The sequence below is a fragment of the Psychrobacter sp. M13 genome (assembly GCF_030718935.1).
Taxonomy (GTDB): domain Bacteria; phylum Pseudomonadota; class Gammaproteobacteria; order Pseudomonadales; family Moraxellaceae; genus Psychrobacter; species Psychrobacter immobilis_G.
The window spans coordinates 2,386,193-2,404,798 of sequence record NZ_CP132194.1; the positions used below are offsets into that span (position 1 = coordinate 2,386,193).

Genomic DNA, 18,606 nt, shown 5'->3' on the forward strand with positions numbered 1-18,606 from the left:
ATTATGCTCCCTCATTCGATAGTAAACGGCTTGCTAGTGCGCGCTGAATAACTTGTTTAAATAAACGGCGTGTTAGCGGTATCTTGAAGTCATTTTGACCACTACCTTTAGCCTCTTTTAATAATAAATCTGCCGCCTGTTTGATGACCCCATCATTACCGTCAGTACCTATTAATAACGCTTCGACTGCTTCGTTGCGCCACGGCTGAGTACCAATGCCGCCAAATGCTAAGCGAACCGTGTCCAAATTACCGCTATCATCAACATCTATGATAGCTGCACAAGATAACAAGGCAAAAGCGTATGAGGCGCGATCACGTACTTTGTCATAAGTATGCATGCCTCTGATCGGTGCTGGCAGTACCACATGGGTGATTAGCTCACCTGACTCTAGTACCGTTTCGATATGTGGGGTGTCTTTTGGCAAGCGATAAAAATCTTTGACATTAATTTTACGAGTTGAGCCATCTGCTTTTATAGTTTCAATAGTAGCGTCTAACAGGCGCATCGCTACTGCCATATCAGAGGGGTGCTGAGCGATACACGCGTCGCTCGTGCCTAATATTGCCAAAGTGCGATTCTCACCACTGATAGCGGGACAACCAGAACCTGGATTACGCTTATTACAAGCGCTATCAGTCTGATAAAAATAGTAGCAACGCGTACGCTGTAAGAAGTTACCGCCTGTCGTGGCTTTATTACGCAGCTGACCGGTCGCCCCTGCCAAAATAGTACGCGATAACACAGGATAATTGGCGATGATCTCAGGATGAGCGGCCAGATCACTATTGGTAACGAGCGTACCGATTCGCAATCCGCCATCGTCCGTCATCTCTACTTGCGCAAGCTCTAAACGGGTCACGTCAACTAATTTGGTTGGCGTTTCAATCTCAAGCTTCATTAAATCTAAGAGGTTGGTACCGCCTGCGATAAATGAGGCCTCTTTAGGAGTTGCAAACATAACCGCTTGCTGCGGCTCAAGGGCGCGAATATATTCAAAGCGTTTCATGAGCGTTCTCCTTGCAGGCTAGCATTGGTTTGCTTATCTATTGACTGAGAAGTTGATGATTTGCTTAACTGAGTTTCACTGGGTGGCGGTGACCAAATACCTGTGATAGAAGTGCCGTTCTTTGCAGCTACAGACTTATCTGAAGCTTGATTTGACAGTACTTGATGAATAGCTTTTATGATATTAGGATAAGCAGAACAGCGGCAGATATTACCACTCATACGCTCAGCGATTTCTTGTACTAGCAGTCCATCTGGATTTTGCAGATCAGTGCTCACATAGCTTGGCCAATTTTGCTGAATCTCATCTATTAAAGCCGTCGCTGAGCAGATCTGTCCTGGCGTACAATAGCCGCATTGAAAGGCATCATGATCAATAAAGGCTTGTTGCAACTCAGATAACGACTCAGGCATACCGATGCCCTCAATCGTCGTAATCTCGTCACCATCGTGCATAATCGCTAGCGTCAGACATGAATTCACACGCTCACCATTGATCAAAATAGTACAAGCGCCGCATTGACCATGGTCGCAGCCCTTTTTGGGACCGGTAATCTGTAAGTGTTGACGACATAGATCAAGGATCGTCGTTCGAGGATCAAGGTCATCAAAGTGATGCTCTTGTTTATTAATATTCAAAGTAAGCATGCTGGCTTCTCGCTGGCAGGTGATAAGGGCTATCCATAAAAGTTAATAGTTTTTAGTTCTGTTATTACTAAGCATAGCTATTAAGCTTGGTCATTAATTAAAATTATCAGACATGATTAACTGCGTCAGTAATAATGCAATTTATTATGACTTATTAGGCAAATAGGTTTTGTTTTAGCTTTGTAGTGCTTAGAGTGGAGTTTTTTGACTAGAATATGAATGATAATTATTTAATACTCCGTATAAAAAGTCACTCTATTATCCCGTAAAAATCCACCCAGCCCTAAACCATAGCGTTCAGCTACTCTTACCGCAGTACTTGTCGGGGCTGACATGCCCACTAGCCATGGCAGGCGCATACGAATAGATTTCTGTACTAGCTCAATAGATAATCGTGAAGTCATAACTACGCAGTGAACTTCTGCCTTGTGACGTAACTGCCAGCCAATAAGCTTATCCAGCGCATTATGACGCCCAACGTCCTCAAATAAATGCAACGTATTACCCTGCATGGTCGCTGCAGCATGAACCGCGCCTGTTAATTTATGGGTATGTTGAGTTGCATCGATTTGTGCGCGTATAGCTAGTAGCTCATCAAGACTAGGTTGACTTATATCGATATTCTTTTGATTATGTTGTAAATAAAAACTTAAATCAGGTAATGCTTGGGTGATTCCTGTAATACCACACATTCCACAACCTGTACGCCCTGCCAGCATACGCTTTTGTGCTTGAATACGTTGATGACAGCGTTGGCTCAAGGTCAGCTCAATAACATAAGTGTCGTAATCTAGTAGATGCTCAAAACTATTAAGTTCAGAATGATCGTCATTATCATTTTTACTATTTATAGCGTTATCTTGAGTAAAAGCGTTCAGTTTTGCTTCATCGCTTAACTGCATCACCTCCCAATCCAATAGCTCAAAGCTGTGCTCGATAAGCCCTTCACTATATAAAAAGCCGATAGCTAAATACTCTAGCTGATGTGGACTTGCCATCAATACTGCGTAGTGAATGCCATTAATCACGATAGCAACCGCAGCTTCTACCGCTAGACTGGCGGGCTTATCTTCAATAATCAAATTTTCTACGTTTGAATTTTCGACGTTAAAGTTTTCAAGATTTGAATCTTTAATAATTGAGTTTTCATCATTTAATAAAGTAGCTGTTGGACAATAGTGTCTTAGAGTAGGATGAATGCGTGCAAGTGGAGTCGATTCAATTGGTTTAGTCACTTTATCAACCTTTATACTTTTAGATATTATTTGAGTGTCGCAATCGATATTAAATAAAATAGGTGGGTTAACCTTAAGCCAACCCACCCTGAAATCATTATAAAAAAATCACTTTGTACTAAGCAAAAGCAGCTTGCGGGCTGACCTCACTATCGACTTCTTTAGCGCTCTTATCTTTTACTTTAACGGGCTTGGCGCGCTCCAAAATAACCGTTGATGACTTATAGGCAGGGATATGCGAGTCTGGCGCATGGGTATCTAAGTCGAATAAATCATTGCACTCAGGATAGTAGGTCGCCACCGCGTTAGCCGCGATATCCATCTCTGTTAACACTAAAGGCCCAAGGGTACGTATCTGACCATGACTGTCTTGACGCGATACCGTAACTCTATCGCCTTTTCTCCAACCTATACGCTGGATCTCATCAGGATGCATAAATAGCACATCACGGCGATCTGTTTGACGGTAGCGATCCTTGTAGCCAAAAATCATAGTATTAAACTGATCGTGACTACGTACACTAGTCAATTGCCATACTTGTTGATGAGCTTCAATAGCACTATTGTTATCATCGTAATCGACATTGCCCAATTGTAGATCGGCATTTGCCTCGGTCATTTGTGCCGCTACAAAAGTGATCGGATATTGTGGTACTTCAAACTGCGCCTTGCCACTATCTGTATTCCAAACCCGATGGCGCGCGGGATGATATAGATGAAAACCTCGATCAGCCTCGCGGACACGCTTATTAAAGCTTTCAAAGCCTTCAATAGCTTCAGCGACGTAATCACGAATAATATCAAAATCCTCACTCATGGCCTGCCAATCAATTGGGTCATCCGCGCCTAATACATGAGTTGCCATATCAGCGATGATTTGCACCTCGGATTTTATCATGTCGCTAATCGGTTTAAGACTGCCCTGCGAGCGCGATACTTGACACATTGAATCCTCGGTCGTTGCAAACTGCTCACCCTTTTTGGTCATAATGCTCTCAGTACGGCTAATACAAGGTAGAATCAAATTGTTCGCCCCAGGATATAGCATAGTACCGTTGAGCTTAGTGCCAACAAATACGTTAAGCTGAGTAGTCGTCAACGCTTGTTGGATAGCGCTCATATTAGGCGCGGCTACGGCATAATTGCCACCCATACTGACAAAGGCTTTTAGCTCACCGTCTATCAATGCTTTCGCGCCAGCTACCACATCGAAACCGTCCTCTTGTGGCATAGGACGCTTGAATACTTTCTCTAAGCTATCGAGCAGCTTTTGCCCAGGCCGCTCATGCACACCCATCGTCCGATCACCTTGCACATTAGAGTGTCCGCGTATTGGTGATGCGCCGCCACCATCAACGCCGACCATGCCCATTAGCAGTAATAAATTGGTAATCATCGCCACATTGTCATCGCCTTGCACGTGTTGAGTGATTCCCATACCCCAAGTGCAAATGGTCTTTGGACTGTTGGCAACTAACTTCGCAATGCTGACAATCTCATCTTTGCTAATTCCAGAGCCACGCTCAACGTCGCTCCAAGATTGTTGGCGTAACCAATAATCAAGCTCTGTATAACCAGAAGTATGCTGCTCTATAAAGTCGTTATCGATTTTATTATTCTTAGTCAGCCATTTGGCAATACCTGTCAATAGCGCTGTATCACCACCGATTTGAATTTGAATCACATTATCGACTAGATCATCGCTCTGACCCATTGCCATATGCGTAGGCTTTTGGGGGTTTCTAAAAGCGCTTAGCCCTTGCTCACGCATCGGATTGATCGAGATAATTTTGCAGCCTTGCTTGTGTGCATGAGCGAGCATCTCCAGCATACGCGGATGATTCGTCGCAGGATTTTGCCCAAACATCATAATCAGTTTGGCTTGCTCAAAATCCTCTAGCATTACCGTCGCTTTACCAACGCCTAATTGACGACCTAACATCACTGAGGTTGGCTCATGACACATATTTGAGCAATCTGGCAGGTTATTAGTACCAAAGCAGCGCACAAATAATTGATATAAAAAGGCGGGTTCATTGGTCACGCGACCTGAGGTATAAAATAGCGCCTCATCAGGAGAATTAAGCGCATTTAACTGTTCAGCGATAATTTTATAAGCATCCAACCAAGCGATTGGTAAATATTTATCTTGCGCAGCGTCATAACGCATCGGCTCCGATAAACGCCCGCTATGCTCAAGCTCATAACCATTCCAACCTTGTAGCTCAGTCACGGTATGTCTAGCGAAAAACTCCGCATCGGCTTTGGTCGACATTGTCTCGCTTGCCAGCACTTTTATTCCCGTCTCACAGACATCTAGCGTCTTATGAGTCTTATGATCAGGCCAAGCACAGCCTGGACAATCAAAGCCACCATTAGGCTGGTTACTACTGAATACACTTAAACTACCACGAGTAAAAGCTTTATAATCCATCAGCTTACGAGTTGAGGCAATTAGCGCGGGCCAACCAGCGGCTGGGTGGGAATAAATAGGAATCTTGCGCATAATAGACCTCATTAATGAATTGCTATGGACTCTGAGTTTGCAAAGTAGCTACATCTAAATCATACTAAAAGCACGGTGCAGATAACCAGTAAAAACTTGTTAATAGAGTTGTTTTTATAATGGTTATAGCCTCTTCACTTTGAAACCGATATAGTGCTACTGATATATAATTTACGCAGGCTCGACGCCGCGTAGACACAGCACGCCAAAAAACTTATACCAGTAGCACGGCGATAATGACGTATCGATTTTATTTCGAACTGACTAAGGCATGTTGAAACACTTTGTTAAGTTTGCTTTATTGAGAATTATGTAGCTGATGCTTGTAGCATTGACAGCAGTGCTTAATTTTTATAAAGTTTAGTAAAATTAATCGCTTATAATGATCCATATAAGCATCTATAAAACTTTATACACAGCAGCTAAAACCGTCAAGGATGACATTATGCAAAATGAGTCAGTATCAAATGTTAGAGAAAACGTCACTGAGGCTGAATGGAAAATGCGCGTCGATCTCGCCGCTTGTTATCGACTGATTGCGATGTATGGCTGGGATGATCTAGTTTTCACTCATATATCCGCCCGTGTGCCAGACACCGAAGATGCATTTTTGATTAATCCTTACGGCTTATTATTTGAAGAAATCACCGCCTCAAATCTCGTCAAAGTCAATCAAGCGGGCGAAAAAATATCGCCATCTGATTACGATATCAATCCAGCAGGATTTACCATCCATAGCGCTGTACATGGCGCACGTCACGATGCCCACTGCGTACTACATTTGCACACTGGCGATGGCGTCGCGGTATCAGCGCAAGAGCAAGGTTTGCTACCTATCTCGCAGCAGTCGTTATTTCCACTATCTAATTTGGCTTATCATGACTATGAAGGCATCGCCTTAAACCCTGAGGAAAAAGTGCGATTGGTGGCGGATCTTGGCGATGCTAACTTTATGATACTACGCAATCACGGCTTGTTGACTTGTGCTAGCAGCGTCGCCGATGCCTTTTTGTTTATGTACATCATGCAAAAAGCTTGCGAGGTGCAAATTAAAGCGCAAAGTGGCGGCGCTACTTTAACCCAAATACCCGCGCAGATATTAGCAGGTATTCAAGCGGCATCGGCACAGGTAACCAAAGGCGCTGGCGGTGATATTGCTTGGCCTGCTCTGTTAAGAAAACTACGCCGAACTGACTCTTCGTTTGAAGAATAAAAGAATAAGTAGATGATGGGAATTCAGTGATGATACCTTTAAGTGATTGGCAGAATCAGGGACAATATCAGTTTATTAATGGACAGCAGATTTTTACTCGGTATGGAGGAGACAAAAACGCGCCAGCCTTAGTATTGATTCACGGTTATCCTAGTGCTAGTTGGGATTGGGAGGGCATGTGGGATGAGCTGACACAGCACTACTATGTGATCACACTTGATATGCTAGGTTTTGGCTTGTCGGATAAACCTAAAAATGCAAACTATCTGCTCAGCGAGCAAGCCGATCTTTTTGAGACTGTACTAGATGGACTTAATATCGATAGCTATCATATTTTGGCGCATGATTATGGCGATACCGTCGCGCAAGAGCTACTAGCAAGGCAAGTTTATGATAGCGATATTAATAAGAAGCACATCGCCAGTGTCTGCTTTTTAAATGGTGGTCTATTTCCTGAAACTCATAAGCCGATACTCGTTCAAAAACTATTACTCTCGCCATTAGGTTTTTTGATCTCAAAGCTCATCACCAAGCAGAAATTTGCCACTAATTTGCAAAAAATATTCGGTCCTAATACTCAGCCAACACCTGAGACTATCGATACGTTATGGCAGCTGCTTAGCTACAATAATGGCTTGAGGGTAATGCACAAATTAATCAATTATATTCCACAGCGTAAAGAGCATCGCGAGCGCTGGGTAGGTGCTATTACTGATAGCTTGATACCGATCAAGCTAATCGCTGGCGCGAAAGACCCGATCTCAGGTCAGCACATGATTGACCGTTATCGCAAGCTGATTCCTAATGCCAATATTACGACAATGCCAATGCTAGGGCATTATCCGCAAATAGAAAATGCCGCTGCTATTACTAAGGCTTATTTAGCATTTAGAGAGCGTATTGATTAATAAATATAAAAAAGCAGCCAAATAACGAATTATTTGGCTGCTTCAAATTTTTAATAATTAAACTAACAACTATAGCGAGATGTGCTGAGCTTCGCCTTTTTCAACCGCAAGTTTGGCAGCAGCAGAGGCAACGGCTAAATCTTGCAAGCCAACGCCCGTACCATCAAATAAGGTAATCTCATCATCATTGCTACGACCCGCATGGTCGCCATTGATGACCGCACCGATTGGCGTGATGTCAGACTCTTTGATCGTGCCCGCTTTGATCGCGTGCTGGGTTTCACCTAAGCTAATAGACTGTGCAATTTCATCAGTAAATACGGTCGCAACTGCCATCAGATCAGCATCTACTTCTTGCTTACCGACCGTATCCGTACCCATGCAAGCGATATGCGTACCTGGTTTGATCCAATCTTTCATCAATAATGGCTCAAACGCTGAGGTAATCGTGATGATGACATCAGCCTCGGCACACAACTGCTCACGATCAACTGACTCAAACGGGATACCAGCCTCATCAGCAACGGCTTTTAAGTTGCCAAGTTGATCAGCATCTTTATTCCAAGCGACTACCTTTTCAAAACTGCGTTGCTCAAGAGCCGCACGTAATTGAAAAGTAGACTGATGACCTGCACCAACCATACCTAATACTTTGCTGTCTTTGCGCGCTAGGTGGGCGATTGATACCGATGATGCCGCGGCAGTACGAACCGCAGTTAGATAGTTGCCGCCGACGAGCGCACGTAATTTACCATTATCAGGATTGAATAGAAAAATAGTGGATTGATGGTTCGTTAAGCCTTTGGCTGCATTGCCTGGCCAGTAGCCACCTGACTTTAGACCTAATGACTTACCTTTTTTATCAAAGCCTGACTTGAAGCCATAAAGCGCATCAGCATAGCCGATAGCTTCACGAATAACAGGGAAGTTATAAGCATCTCCGCTTGCCATTGAAGCAAATACGTTTTCAACCGCAATAAATGCTGAAGGGCGATCAATGACTGATTTACAGGCCTCTTCTGAGACAATGATTAAGCCTTCGTTATTGGCATCGTTGTTATTAACATCGTTATTAGCTGTACTCATCATAAATTCCTTTTATTATTGATGTTTATCAAATTCTTAAAAAATTTTAAATATTTTTTATAAAATTAGGGGCCGCTGTAGGCTAAAGCTACAACAGCCCCTGTTAAACTAAACGGATAAAATTAAACGAATGGCTAGTAGTTCTAGCTTTGCACTAATTAGTATGCGCGACCACGTGCAGATACTGGCCATACAGACTCAACTTTGCCGTTACGTACGCCAATGTAGAAGTCATGGATGTTACAAGTAGGATCACAATGACCTGGTACTAGTTTTAGTTTTTCGTTAATTTTTAGCACAGCATCAGGATCGCTTACTACGCCATGCTCATCTGAGCACTTAACATATTCAACGTCATCACGACCGTAGATGAATGGTAGGCCACTATCTACTGATTGTGCTTTTAGACCTGCATCAACGATAGCTTTGTCAGGTTTTGCATGGCTCATCACAGAAGTCAGGATGAACAAAGCGTTTTCCCACTCACCAGCATCAATACGATTGCCGTCTTCATCTAAGATACGACCATAGTCAGCATCCATAAACGCGTAAGAACCACACTGTAATTCGTTGAAAACACCTGAATTACTTTCGAAGTAGTAACTACCTGTACCACCACCTGAAACGAATTCTGGCTTTAGACCAATCTCAGTTAGCGCATCGATAGCTTCTTGTACTTGATCGATAGCGATTTGAGTTTTAGCTTTACGATCACTATAGCTGTCCATGTGCTGCATCGCACCTTGGTAGGCTTGAATACCAGTGAAATGGATGTTTTCAGCAGCATCAATAGCTTTGGCAATCTCTACAACTGCTTCAGTCGTTGTTACACCACAACGACCCGCGCCACAATCGATTTCGATATAGCAATTAAGCTCAGTACCCGCTTCGGTTGCCGCAGCTGATAACTCGGCAGCGCTATCGATATCATCGACACAAACGGTGACTTTTGCACCTAGTTTAGGTAAGTTAGCTAAACGCTTGAGCTTAGCAGGCTCACGTACTTGGTTTGATACTAAGATATCTTTGATACCACCGCGTGCAAACACTTCCGCCTCTGATACTTTCTGACAGCATACGCCGATAGCGCCGCCCATTTCTTCTTGCAGTTTTTGTACGTCAACTGACTTATGCATTTTACCGTGGCTACGATGACGCATACCATGGTCTTTAGCATAGTCGCCCATTTTTTTGACGTTACGCTCAAGGGCGTCAAGATCCAAGATCAAGCAAGGGGTTTGAATATCAGCTTCATCCATACCAACTTCAGCAGGGACGTTAAAACCAACTTCTAATTCTTCAGTAATCATTCTCATGCTCCATTTATTTTGATTAATTGTATCTGACTATAAAAGGGTCATTAACTTGCGCATAACTTACGCTTAATCAATGCCCAGTTTTGTTGCGCCAAGTATTTAAAGATCATACTTAGCATCAATACCTAATTATTGTTGCTAAGTTGCAATTGTTGCTCAGTTGCTATTGTTTCTTAGCTGCTAATACTTAATGGCTTAAGATTAGTTCCAAGGCAGTTTATCAAGATCTACGTTACCACCTGTGATAATGACCCCAACCTTTTTACCTGCAAACACGTCTTTGTTCTTTAAGATAACAGCAAGCGGTACAGCACAACTTGGCTCAATGACAATTTTCATATGCGTCCAAGTCAGTTTCATCGCTGCCACGATTTCTTCTTCGGTCGCGGTCAGAATATCAGTGACATAGTTGCTAACAAAGTGCCAAGTTAAATCTTTTAAGGGTACTTTTAGACCATCAGCGATAGTGTCTGGCGCATCATCAGCGATAATATGACCGGCTTTAAATGAGCGCGCTGCATCATCAGCATTGACAGGCTCAGCGGCATAGATTTTGACATCAGGGGCTAAGTTCGACAAGGTCAAGCAAGTACCTGAAATCATTCCGCCGCCACCGATTGGGGCAACAACCATATCAGGTGTTACGCCGCGCTCTTCCATTTGCTCCAAAAACTCACGTGAGCAAGTCGCTTGTCCTGCGATAACGCGTGGGTCATTGTACGGATGGACAAAATCACCGCCAGTTTCTTCTTGAATCTTAGCAAACACTTCTTCACGTGAAGTCGTTGATGGCTGGCATTCAGTGATAATACCGCCGTAACCACGGACTGCCGCTTTTTTGGCTTCAGGTGCGCTATAAGGCATGACCACATTACAAGGTACACCGCGCTGACCTGCCGCATAAGATAAAGACAGTGCATGGTTACCTGAGCTATGCGTACAGACACCATTTTTGGCTTCTTCATCACTCAAGCCAAATACGGCGTTTGAAGCACCACGAACTTTAAAAGCGCCTGCTTTTTGAAAGTTTTCGCACTTAAAGAACATCTCACAGCCAGCCAGCTCGTTCAAAAACGATGAGGTCAAAACAGGAGTACGATGAATGTATGGCTTAATGCGCTCATGCGCCTCAAGCATATCGTCAAGGGTTGGAATTGTTAAACCATCTTCATTAGTAATCATAAAAAACTCCTTGTCTATTTTTTATTTGTCTTTCTACTATCTATTCGCCATTCGGTTATTGCGCTAGTTAGTTATTGCGATAATTAGTTATTTTGATAATTAGTTATTGCGGTAATACTCTTGGGCAGCAGCAACGCCTTGACCTAGGGTGATTGGATAATCCAAGTCAGCCATTGCCATCTCAAGCGTAGCAAGTCCTGATAACACCATTACCTCAGTAAGTGATCCTAAATGGCCTATTCTAAATGCTTTACCTGCCATCTCACCTAAGCCGACTCCAAAAGAGATGCCGTACTTGTTAAAGGCGTGATCGGTCAGCTCATTACTGTTAAAGCCTTCTGGAACATAGATCGCGCTTACCGTTTGAGAATATAATTCAGGTGATTTTGCCGCAAGCTTAAAGCCCCATGCGCTAACTGCTTGGCGCACACCTTCGGCTAAACGATAATGACGTGCGTAGACATTCTCAAGGCCTTCTTCAAACAGCATATCAAGACTGGCTCTCATGCCATAGATTAGATTCAGTGGTGGGGTATAAGGAAAGCCACCATTCGCATTGGCTTTTAGCATGTCACGGAAGTCAAAATAAGTACGCGGTAGTTTTGCTTGATCCATAGCCGCTAGTGCTTTTGGGCTAATCGCTAATACGGCCATACCTGTGGCTAGCATAAAGCCCTTTTGTGAGCCTGCTACTGCAATATCAACGCCCCACTCATCCATTTTAAAAGGTACAGACGCGATTGAGCTGACACCATCAACGAATAACAATGCTGGATGATCACTACTATTCATGGCGGTGCGAACCGCGCCAATATCACTTAGAACACCAGTCGCGGTTTCATTATGAGTGACCATCAGTGCTTTGATTTCGTGATTGGTATCGGCTGCTAAAATAGCTTGAAACTGATCGGCAGGAGCACCTTCGCCCCAAGCACATTCGATAACTTGTACATCTAGACCATGACGCTGGCACATATCAATCCAGCGATGCGAGAACATACCATAACGGGCGATAAGGACTTTATCACCTGGTGACAAAGTATTGCTGATAGCTGCTTCCCAGCCACCTGTGCCACTAGAGGTAAATAAAAGTACTTCACCATCTTCGGTTTCAAATACCTTTTTAGCATCAGCCAGCACGGGTAAAAACGTTTGGGAAAAATCAGGAGCGCGATGATCTTGAGTTGGCACGTTCATCGCATGACGAAGTCTTTCTGGTATGTTGGTAGGACCAGGAATAAAAATAGGGTTCTGTAACGACATGAGTCACATCCTTGTTAGTGTATATAGAAGGTACACAAAAATTGCATATATAGAGTATCAGGGCAAAATAAATGCAAGAGTCTTCCTGACTCATACAATTTTTTGTGTTGTGCAGATTTAAGTATTTTATAGATTTTAAAAATTAACCATGTCAAAAAAAGAAGTTGCAGGTGACTTATCACTAGGCTGCTTACTGCTTTCTTTTTATGGTGTGTCTTGCGGTAACGGTTTGTACGAATGATACGAATGTTTTGGGACTGTTCAACGAAGGAGTTTGGGTTGAAAAAGTTTAGGTACTGAAGCGTAGATACTGAAGCCTAGATATTTAGTAACCAATTAAAGGCAACATCGTTGAAGTTGTTATTTAACATACAGGCAAACACATTTTTTTACAAGTGTAATTTGCATAATTTCATCTTTACCCGGCCAAAAAGCACTTTATTGCTATCAAAAACTTTATACCGACTAGATCCAACCTTCTTCTAACAGTGACTCCGTATTACTGACTTTAAACTCATGATATAAGTTAAAAAACGTCATGGGGTCTTCGACACCATCGAGCAATTCGCGTTTACTCAGCGCTACAAACATAGCTAGTGCATAGGCTGAGCAATGAATGGACTTTTTGGGATTAAACTCAATATTAGTAAAGGCTTGATACTGCATAACCTGCTCAGCAAGCATAGGGTTTTGTTTTAGAGCATTGACATATAGCCAGTCGTAAAAGGTAGTTAATGGCTCTACGCTCCACTCCATACCGAAATAATTATAGCCGATTAATTCACCTGACGTTGTCAAGCGCTCATCTTTTTTGGCTTGTCTTGGGGCTACTGTCAAAAGATCGGTAAAAGGGCCACCGTATTCAAAAACCATACTGCTTTGAAAGGCGTTTTCGACACTACAGTGCTGACCACTATGCTCATTGTACTCATTCGTTAGCTGTAAACTCAACGGACTGAGTGAAAAGCTCAACTTATTACCTGATTTGCTAGAGAGCTCTAAGACATTACTAAAGCCATACTTCTTACGAATCACTTGATGCAAGTCATTAATAGATTTTTTCTTCTGACGACTGGCAAATCCTACATGTCGCTCAAATCGAACCATGTCAGTTTTTACCAGATTATCACTGTTAACTCTGGGCATGAATACAGGTCTTTGTTCGATAGCGTTTTGTGTTTGTTCCATATTCAAAATACCTTGTATAGCTGGTTTTGTAGAAATAATTTTATAGATAGCTAGAATACATAGCTAAAACACTTTGAAAGCGACACAGTGTTGCTAGTGTATTTATATTGCTTTTTACCGTATAGCTATTAGGGTGTATCGCCATTAAAAAATGAGGATAAAAACTGTCGTCAGTTGGGCGTGTTGATTGTCTTAAATGATGACAGACCCTAGGTTGAATGAGCCATTCGACGGGCATTTTAACACAAATAAAAATTGCAAAACCACAGTACAGTACTAAAAGCACAATCCATGAAAATATGTACTTGATACGGACAGTAGAATAACACCAATTGTTAATTAACAATAAAATCTCACTTCAAAATCACAACCTTATAATAATAATTTGGCTTTTCATAAATAAACGCTTGCAAAGTCGTCAAAACTTGCTAAAATGCTCAACCTAAATAGGCGTATAGCTCAGTTGGTTAGAGCGCTACCTTGACATGGTAGAGGTCAGCAGTTCGAATCTGCTTATGCCTACCAAATATTTAGAAAGCCCCAGTCTAACGACTGGGGCTTTTTTTGTCTGTTATAAACCATTTATCATCATTATTCAATCAGCTCTGAGTTATATTGTAAAATTAAAATAAATGATTTGTTTTAAACAAGGTAACTTTTTTTAGATTAGTGCTTCCCTACCCACACTCTATAGATATGATAAGGTGGTTGGCCTTGATCGACAGTGCCAGTGAACGGCGGTGTTTTATGTAATTGGTTTGCCACAACGTATAACCAGCCATTGCTATCTAAAGACACGTTGTCAGGCCAATCAAATCGACTGTCTCGCACTAACGAGGTTAGCTGGCCTTTATTATCAAGCACATCTACGCCATTGTCATTTAAGTTGGTAAAGTAGTGGTTCCCGTGACTGTCTGTAGTAGCACCATCAGATACAGGCTTGTCACCAACACGGATAATGCTCTTACCAATCTGCTCATCACTGGCTTTCGCTCTGAACAAGGTAGCATCTAAGCTGTACCAAGATTTACCATTCATCGCGCCAAAATAAATCGTATTATTATCAGCTGACATCGTAATTGGATTGATACCATTGTTTGTCGGCTGACCACCTAGCATGATATCCACGCCATTAATCACCATTTTTGCGTCAGCTTCCGGTTGTAAAGCGACGTGGTTGCCAAAACGACGCATTTCATTGGTGTTCATATTAATAGCAATAATGGCTGGATTGGGGATATCGGCTAAATAAATCCATCCATTTTTTCTATCGACCACTAAGTCTTGTACAAAGCTGTTTTTTGGTGCGATGTCTGTGGGTATCTCGATTTTACTAATCAATGCACCGGTTTTGATATCAAAGCCCCAAACACGAGTTTTACCGATGTGCTGACCCATATCGACAATCCATAACCCACCTTGATTGTCTTTGGTGATACCTAGTGGCGTATCAATGGTCGCTTCGCTATATTGACCTTTAGGTGATTGAAATTTATTTGAAGGCCAAGGCTGATAACTGTTGGCGCCAGTCACTTTAAATAACTGCACGCCCTGCTCACCGTCGTTCGGATGTACGGTAGAAAATACTCGACCATCGCTAGTAGCCATGACGTTACCTGAACGAATAGGTAAACCGACAACGTTTTCTATCTGTCCCACTGTCGCAGCAGCGCTTTTTACTTTCGTCACGGGCTTTACTTGCGTCACAGACATAGTGTCGCGCTCAAATGAGCTACAGCCTGCTAGGACAGTAGCCACTAACCCAATAATCAAAATATTTTTCATCGTGAATTCCTGAATATTCGAAGAAGCCTATATTGGCTTCTTTATCTGATAATGTTGCTCTAATTGAAGGTGCTCATAGGGTTTCTACGGATTTGACAGCATAGATCACTTTACTTGTCTTTTCTTAGCATATCAATCAGCTTACCTGCTAGCGGAAATGACACCAGCTGTGTCAAGGGCACAAGTATGATGGTTTCGATTAATACCACCACTGGCAGGCTCAAACCCTGAGTCATAGGTTTCAATAATGTCAATACGATTAGGAGCGTTGGGTAAAGTCCAACATACCCTACCAATATACGTATCAGTCTTTCTTTAGTATTCTGATTCATTGCCTACTACCTATTGATAAAAAAATCTGTACGCGACAAAAGCAACAATCGCGGCTTGATGATTGACTATGTGTGAATATCCAACCAGTCCCAAATTCATAAACAAAAATAAGGCCATTAGTATTAACGGCCTTATTTTTGTTTACTGCTCAGCTGCTTCGCTATTCTTGATAGTAAGGATAATCACTGTAGCCAATATCCGTACCACCATACATAGTGGCAGGGTCTGCCTCATTCAATGGCCAATTATTGGCAATACGCTCTGGCAGATCGGGATTGGCAATAAATGGGCGACCAAACGCGAATAAATCACCGTAGCCTTTTTCTAAAATGTTCACGGCTTTTTGTATCGTATACTTGCCAGCATAAATAATACGGCCTGAAAACTCTTCTCTGACCGCTTGATAAAAAGTGTCTGGTAAATCAGGCGCATTATCCCAATCGGCTTCAGCAATAGACAAGTAGGCAATGCCCGCTTGTTCAAGCAATTTGACTGCTTCGACATACGTATGATGGGGATCTGACTCTACCAAGCCCAAATACACACGTGTCTCAGTGGTACTGGCAAATAGTGGCGCAAAACGCACGCCCAAACGATCAGCACCGACCACATCACTGACAGCCGCGACGATCTCTTTTAAGAAGCGCAGACGATTGGTCAATGACCCACCATATTGGTCATCACGCTGATTGGTATGCTCAGAGATAAACTGATTGACTAAATAGCCATTGGCACAATGCAGCTCTACCCCATCAAAACCCGCCTCCAATGCATTGCGCGCAGCTGCCGCATACATGTTTACCAGCTCACCAACTTCATCGGTACTGAGTGCACGCGGCGCACTTGGATCAGCCAAAGCACCTTCGCCTGGACCCGTTTCAATAAATACTTTGACGTTATCAGCAGTAATATCAGACGGCCCTACCGGCTGAGCACCGTTAGGCTGCAAGCTGGTGTGCGACACACGGCCCACGTGCCAAAGCTGAGCAAAAATAATACCGCCTTTGTCATGTACTGCTTGCGTGACTTTTTTCCAACCTTCAACTTGAGCTGGTGAATGGATACCAGGTGTCCAAGCGTAACCTTGGCCTCTTGGCTCAATTTGTGTGCCCTCAGTCACCATAAATCCAGCTGACGCGCGCTGTGCATAATAGCCTGCCATCAAGTCATTAGGAATATTGTCAGGTTGCGTGCTACGAGAGCGTGTCAACGGTGGCATCACGATACGGTTTTTTAGCGTGTAAGGCCCAAGTTCGACAGAAGAAAATAATTTATTTGTGTTGAGAATGGTCTGTGTCATAAATGTCTCTTTTAAAGCAGCTGATGGCTTATTATTGAATGTATTGAGCCTGTTTTGATGCTTAATGACCAATCTAATGATTGGGTAAGCAATATTAGTCAGCATAGCGTTTTGAGGGTACAATTAGAAACAACCACTTATTGTTTAAGATACAACTATTAATGGTATGCATGATGAATGGAATGAATCGGCTCGATATTAAGCAACTTAGAGTATTACAAGCCCTGCTTGATCTAAAAAACCTCTCGCAAGTCGCACGCAAAATGGGACTAACCCAACAAGCCATCAGTGAGCAGCTGCGTAAGTTACGTGAGGTGTTTGATGATCGCTTGTTTATTCGTCAAGGGAATAGCATGGTGGCAACGCCAAAGGCGCTATCGATGCAGCAACCTCTTGACCATATCTTAAAAGAGTTGGAGGATTTGTTAGAGCCAGAGGTCTTTATGCCGCAAACCTACAAGGGCATCTTTACGATTAGTGCGACTGACTATGCGACGCAGGCACTATTACCGCAATTGTTTAATATTACGCGACGCGACGCGCCAGATCTGAAGCTGATCGTCCGTGATTTTGCCTCAGACAATATCAATCAGCTGATTGCAGCAGGCGAGCTTGATTTATTGATTACCTTTCCCGAATTCATCCCAGATAACTTATCGTATGTCACTCTGTTTGAAGAGCAGCATTCATGCATTACGGGCTGTGAAAATACCTTTGCAACAGAGGCATTAACACTGGCGCAAGTGGCCGCACACGCGCAGCTGGTCGTGTCACCCTCGCGTGCTAATTTACGCGGCTCTCATGATCAATGGTTTGCTACAAGAGGCCTTAAACGCAATATTGTGATGTCGGTGCCTAGCTTTTCAGCCGTACCAGATATTTTGCACACGACCGATATGATTGCGTTTTATCCTTCGCGGCTATTGCCGAACAGCAAAGTCAAAGAGCTTGAGGTTGAAGCATTACCGCCCACTTTTAAAGTCATCGCGGCATGGCATCCACGTACCAGCGACAGTGGTATACATCGTTGGTTAATCGAGCAGTTAAGAAATCTATAATAAGTGATGTTAGCTGTCACCATTTTTGATCTTGTATTAAACCTCTATAAATTTGATATAAATATAATGCCAGCTACGTACATACTTTGATAAAATCTTGTATTGGCTCACATAACCCAACCACCTTAATGACGGCCTCTTAAATTTATTTTAATACTTGTTTTTTTGAAATTCTTAAATACAATTCTCGAAAAATAGGAGGCTTTTTTGTCCGTAACACATGTGCTGTAGCGGAAATAGAGACTATATATCGATTAAAACCTTCTACTTTCGCATTCTCAGAAGACGTCATCAGAAAATGTATGTACCTAAATTGTGCCTTCTCACTATTTTTCCTTTCTTTCAGAATAGCACTTTCGACATCTACTCTAACTTTATGTTTTTTAAACAAAGTCTGGGTTAAATAAAAGCTCAGGCAGACCGTCTGGGATAATACAAACCACAGCATTCTTTTTTAAAAGATGATACAAACTTAAGCTAGTATTTTTGTCAACTGGATAAGCAAAGAAGCTGTCTTCTTGACATTGTCCATCAGGATTCTTGCTATAACCATCAATTATATTTAAACCTTGCTTGA

General features: G+C 42.6%; 15 protein-coding genes and 1 tRNA gene. 4 read left to right on the forward strand and 12 right to left on the reverse strand.

Annotation, left to right across the window (positions count from 1 at the left end; all coding sequences use genetic code 11):
• Nucleotide 1: 1 nt before the first annotated feature.
• The 4 genes from Q9G97_RS10045 to Q9G97_RS10060 form a co-directional block, all read right to left on the reverse strand.
• The gene (locus Q9G97_RS10045; RefSeq protein ID WP_305898700.1) at nt 2-1,009 is read right to left on the reverse strand and encodes a xanthine dehydrogenase family protein subunit M; all 1,008 of its coding nucleotides are present in this window, start codon (nt 1,007-1,009) and stop codon (nt 2-4) included.
• Nucleotides 1,006-1,656, reverse strand: a complete 651-nt coding sequence (locus Q9G97_RS10050) for a 2Fe-2S iron-sulfur cluster-binding protein (RefSeq protein ID WP_305898701.1) — start codon at nt 1,654-1,656, stop codon at nt 1,006-1,008. Before Q9G97_RS10050 ends, Q9G97_RS10045 begins: the two co-directional genes overlap by 4 nt.
• 230 nt (nt 1,657-1,886) lie before the next feature.
• The gene (locus tag Q9G97_RS10055; RefSeq protein WP_305898702.1) at nt 1,887-2,891 is read right to left on the reverse strand and encodes a formate dehydrogenase accessory sulfurtransferase FdhD; all 1,005 of its coding nucleotides are present in this window, start codon (nt 2,889-2,891) and stop codon (nt 1,887-1,889) included.
• Nucleotides 2,892-3,009: 118 nt separating this feature from the next.
• Nucleotides 3,010-5,397 carry an FdhF/YdeP family oxidoreductase gene (locus tag Q9G97_RS10060; protein ID WP_305898703.1) on the reverse strand — a complete coding sequence of 796 codons (2,388 nt, stop codon included), beginning with the start codon at nt 5,395-5,397 and terminating at the stop codon, nt 3,010-3,012.
• 445 nt (nt 5,398-5,842) lie between these two features.
• On the opposite strand from Q9G97_RS10060, the gene Q9G97_RS10065 reads away from it, so the two are divergent.
• Entirely contained in the window at nt 5,843-6,610 is a 768-nt protein-coding gene (locus Q9G97_RS10065) for a class II aldolase/adducin family protein (RefSeq protein WP_305898704.1), read from the forward strand.
• 29 nt (nt 6,611-6,639) lie between these two features.
• Complete coding sequence (locus Q9G97_RS10070; protein ID WP_305898705.1) at nt 6,640-7,518, forward strand: alpha/beta fold hydrolase; 879 nt, start codon at nt 6,640-6,642, stop codon at nt 7,516-7,518.
• Nucleotides 7,519-7,587: 69 nt separating this feature from the next.
• On the opposite strand, the gene bhcD is transcribed toward Q9G97_RS10070, so the two are convergent.
• From bhcD to Q9G97_RS10095, 5 genes are all read right to left on the reverse strand, one after another.
• Entirely contained in the window at nt 7,588-8,604 is a 1,017-nt protein-coding gene (bhcD, locus tag Q9G97_RS10075; RefSeq protein WP_305898706.1) for an iminosuccinate reductase BhcD, read from the reverse strand.
• A 158-nt stretch (nt 8,605-8,762) separates the two neighbouring features.
• A complete protein-coding gene (gene bhcC / locus Q9G97_RS10080) occupies nt 8,763-9,914 on the reverse strand; it encodes a 3-hydroxy-D-aspartate aldolase BhcC (protein WP_305898707.1) in 1,152 nt (383 codons plus the stop codon).
• Nucleotides 9,915-10,121: 207 nt separating this feature from the next.
• Nucleotides 10,122-11,102: a beta-hydroxyaspartate dehydratase BhcB gene (gene bhcB / locus Q9G97_RS10085; RefSeq protein WP_305898708.1), complete on the reverse strand. Its 981-nt coding sequence runs from the start codon at nt 11,100-11,102 to the stop codon at nt 10,122-10,124.
• A 99-nt stretch (nt 11,103-11,201) separates the two neighbouring features.
• Complete coding sequence (gene bhcA, locus Q9G97_RS10090; protein ID WP_305898709.1) at nt 11,202-12,365, reverse strand: L-aspartate--glyoxylate aminotransferase BhcA; 1,164 nt, start codon at nt 12,363-12,365, stop codon at nt 11,202-11,204.
• 465 nt (nt 12,366-12,830) lie between these two features.
• Nucleotides 12,831-13,553, reverse strand: coding sequence for a hypothetical protein (locus tag Q9G97_RS10095; RefSeq protein ID WP_305898710.1), 723 nt, complete (start codon nt 13,551-13,553; stop codon nt 12,831-12,833).
• 448 nt (nt 13,554-14,001) lie between these two features.
• On the opposite strand from Q9G97_RS10095, the gene Q9G97_RS10100 reads away from it, so the two are divergent.
• A tRNA-Val gene (locus Q9G97_RS10100) sits at nt 14,002-14,078 on the forward strand.
• 141 nt (nt 14,079-14,219) lie between these two features.
• On the opposite strand, the gene Q9G97_RS10105 is transcribed toward Q9G97_RS10100, so the two are convergent.
• The 3 genes from Q9G97_RS10105 to Q9G97_RS10115 all read right to left on the reverse strand — a co-directional run bounded on the left by Q9G97_RS10105 (nt 14,220) and on the right by Q9G97_RS10115 (nt 16,971).
• The gene (locus tag Q9G97_RS10105) at nt 14,220-15,338 is read right to left on the reverse strand and encodes an L-dopachrome tautomerase-related protein (protein ID WP_305898711.1); all 1,119 of its coding nucleotides are present in this window, start codon (nt 15,336-15,338) and stop codon (nt 14,220-14,222) included.
• A gap of 110 nt (nt 15,339-15,448) precedes the next feature.
• Nucleotides 15,449-15,670 (reverse strand): hypothetical protein, encoded by a 222-nt coding sequence (locus Q9G97_RS10110; protein WP_305898712.1) that lies wholly within the window; start codon nt 15,668-15,670, stop codon nt 15,449-15,451.
• Nucleotides 15,671-15,831: 161 nt separating this feature from the next.
• A complete protein-coding gene (locus tag Q9G97_RS10115) occupies nt 15,832-16,971 on the reverse strand; it encodes an alkene reductase (RefSeq protein ID WP_305898713.1) in 1,140 nt (379 codons plus the stop codon).
• Nucleotides 16,972-17,144: 173 nt separating this feature from the next.
• On the opposite strand from Q9G97_RS10115, the gene Q9G97_RS10120 reads away from it, so the two are divergent.
• Nucleotides 17,145-18,029: a LysR family transcriptional regulator gene (locus tag Q9G97_RS10120; protein ID WP_305898714.1), complete on the forward strand. Its 885-nt coding sequence runs from the start codon at nt 17,145-17,147 to the stop codon at nt 18,027-18,029.
• Nucleotides 18,030-18,606 lie beyond the last annotated feature (577 nt).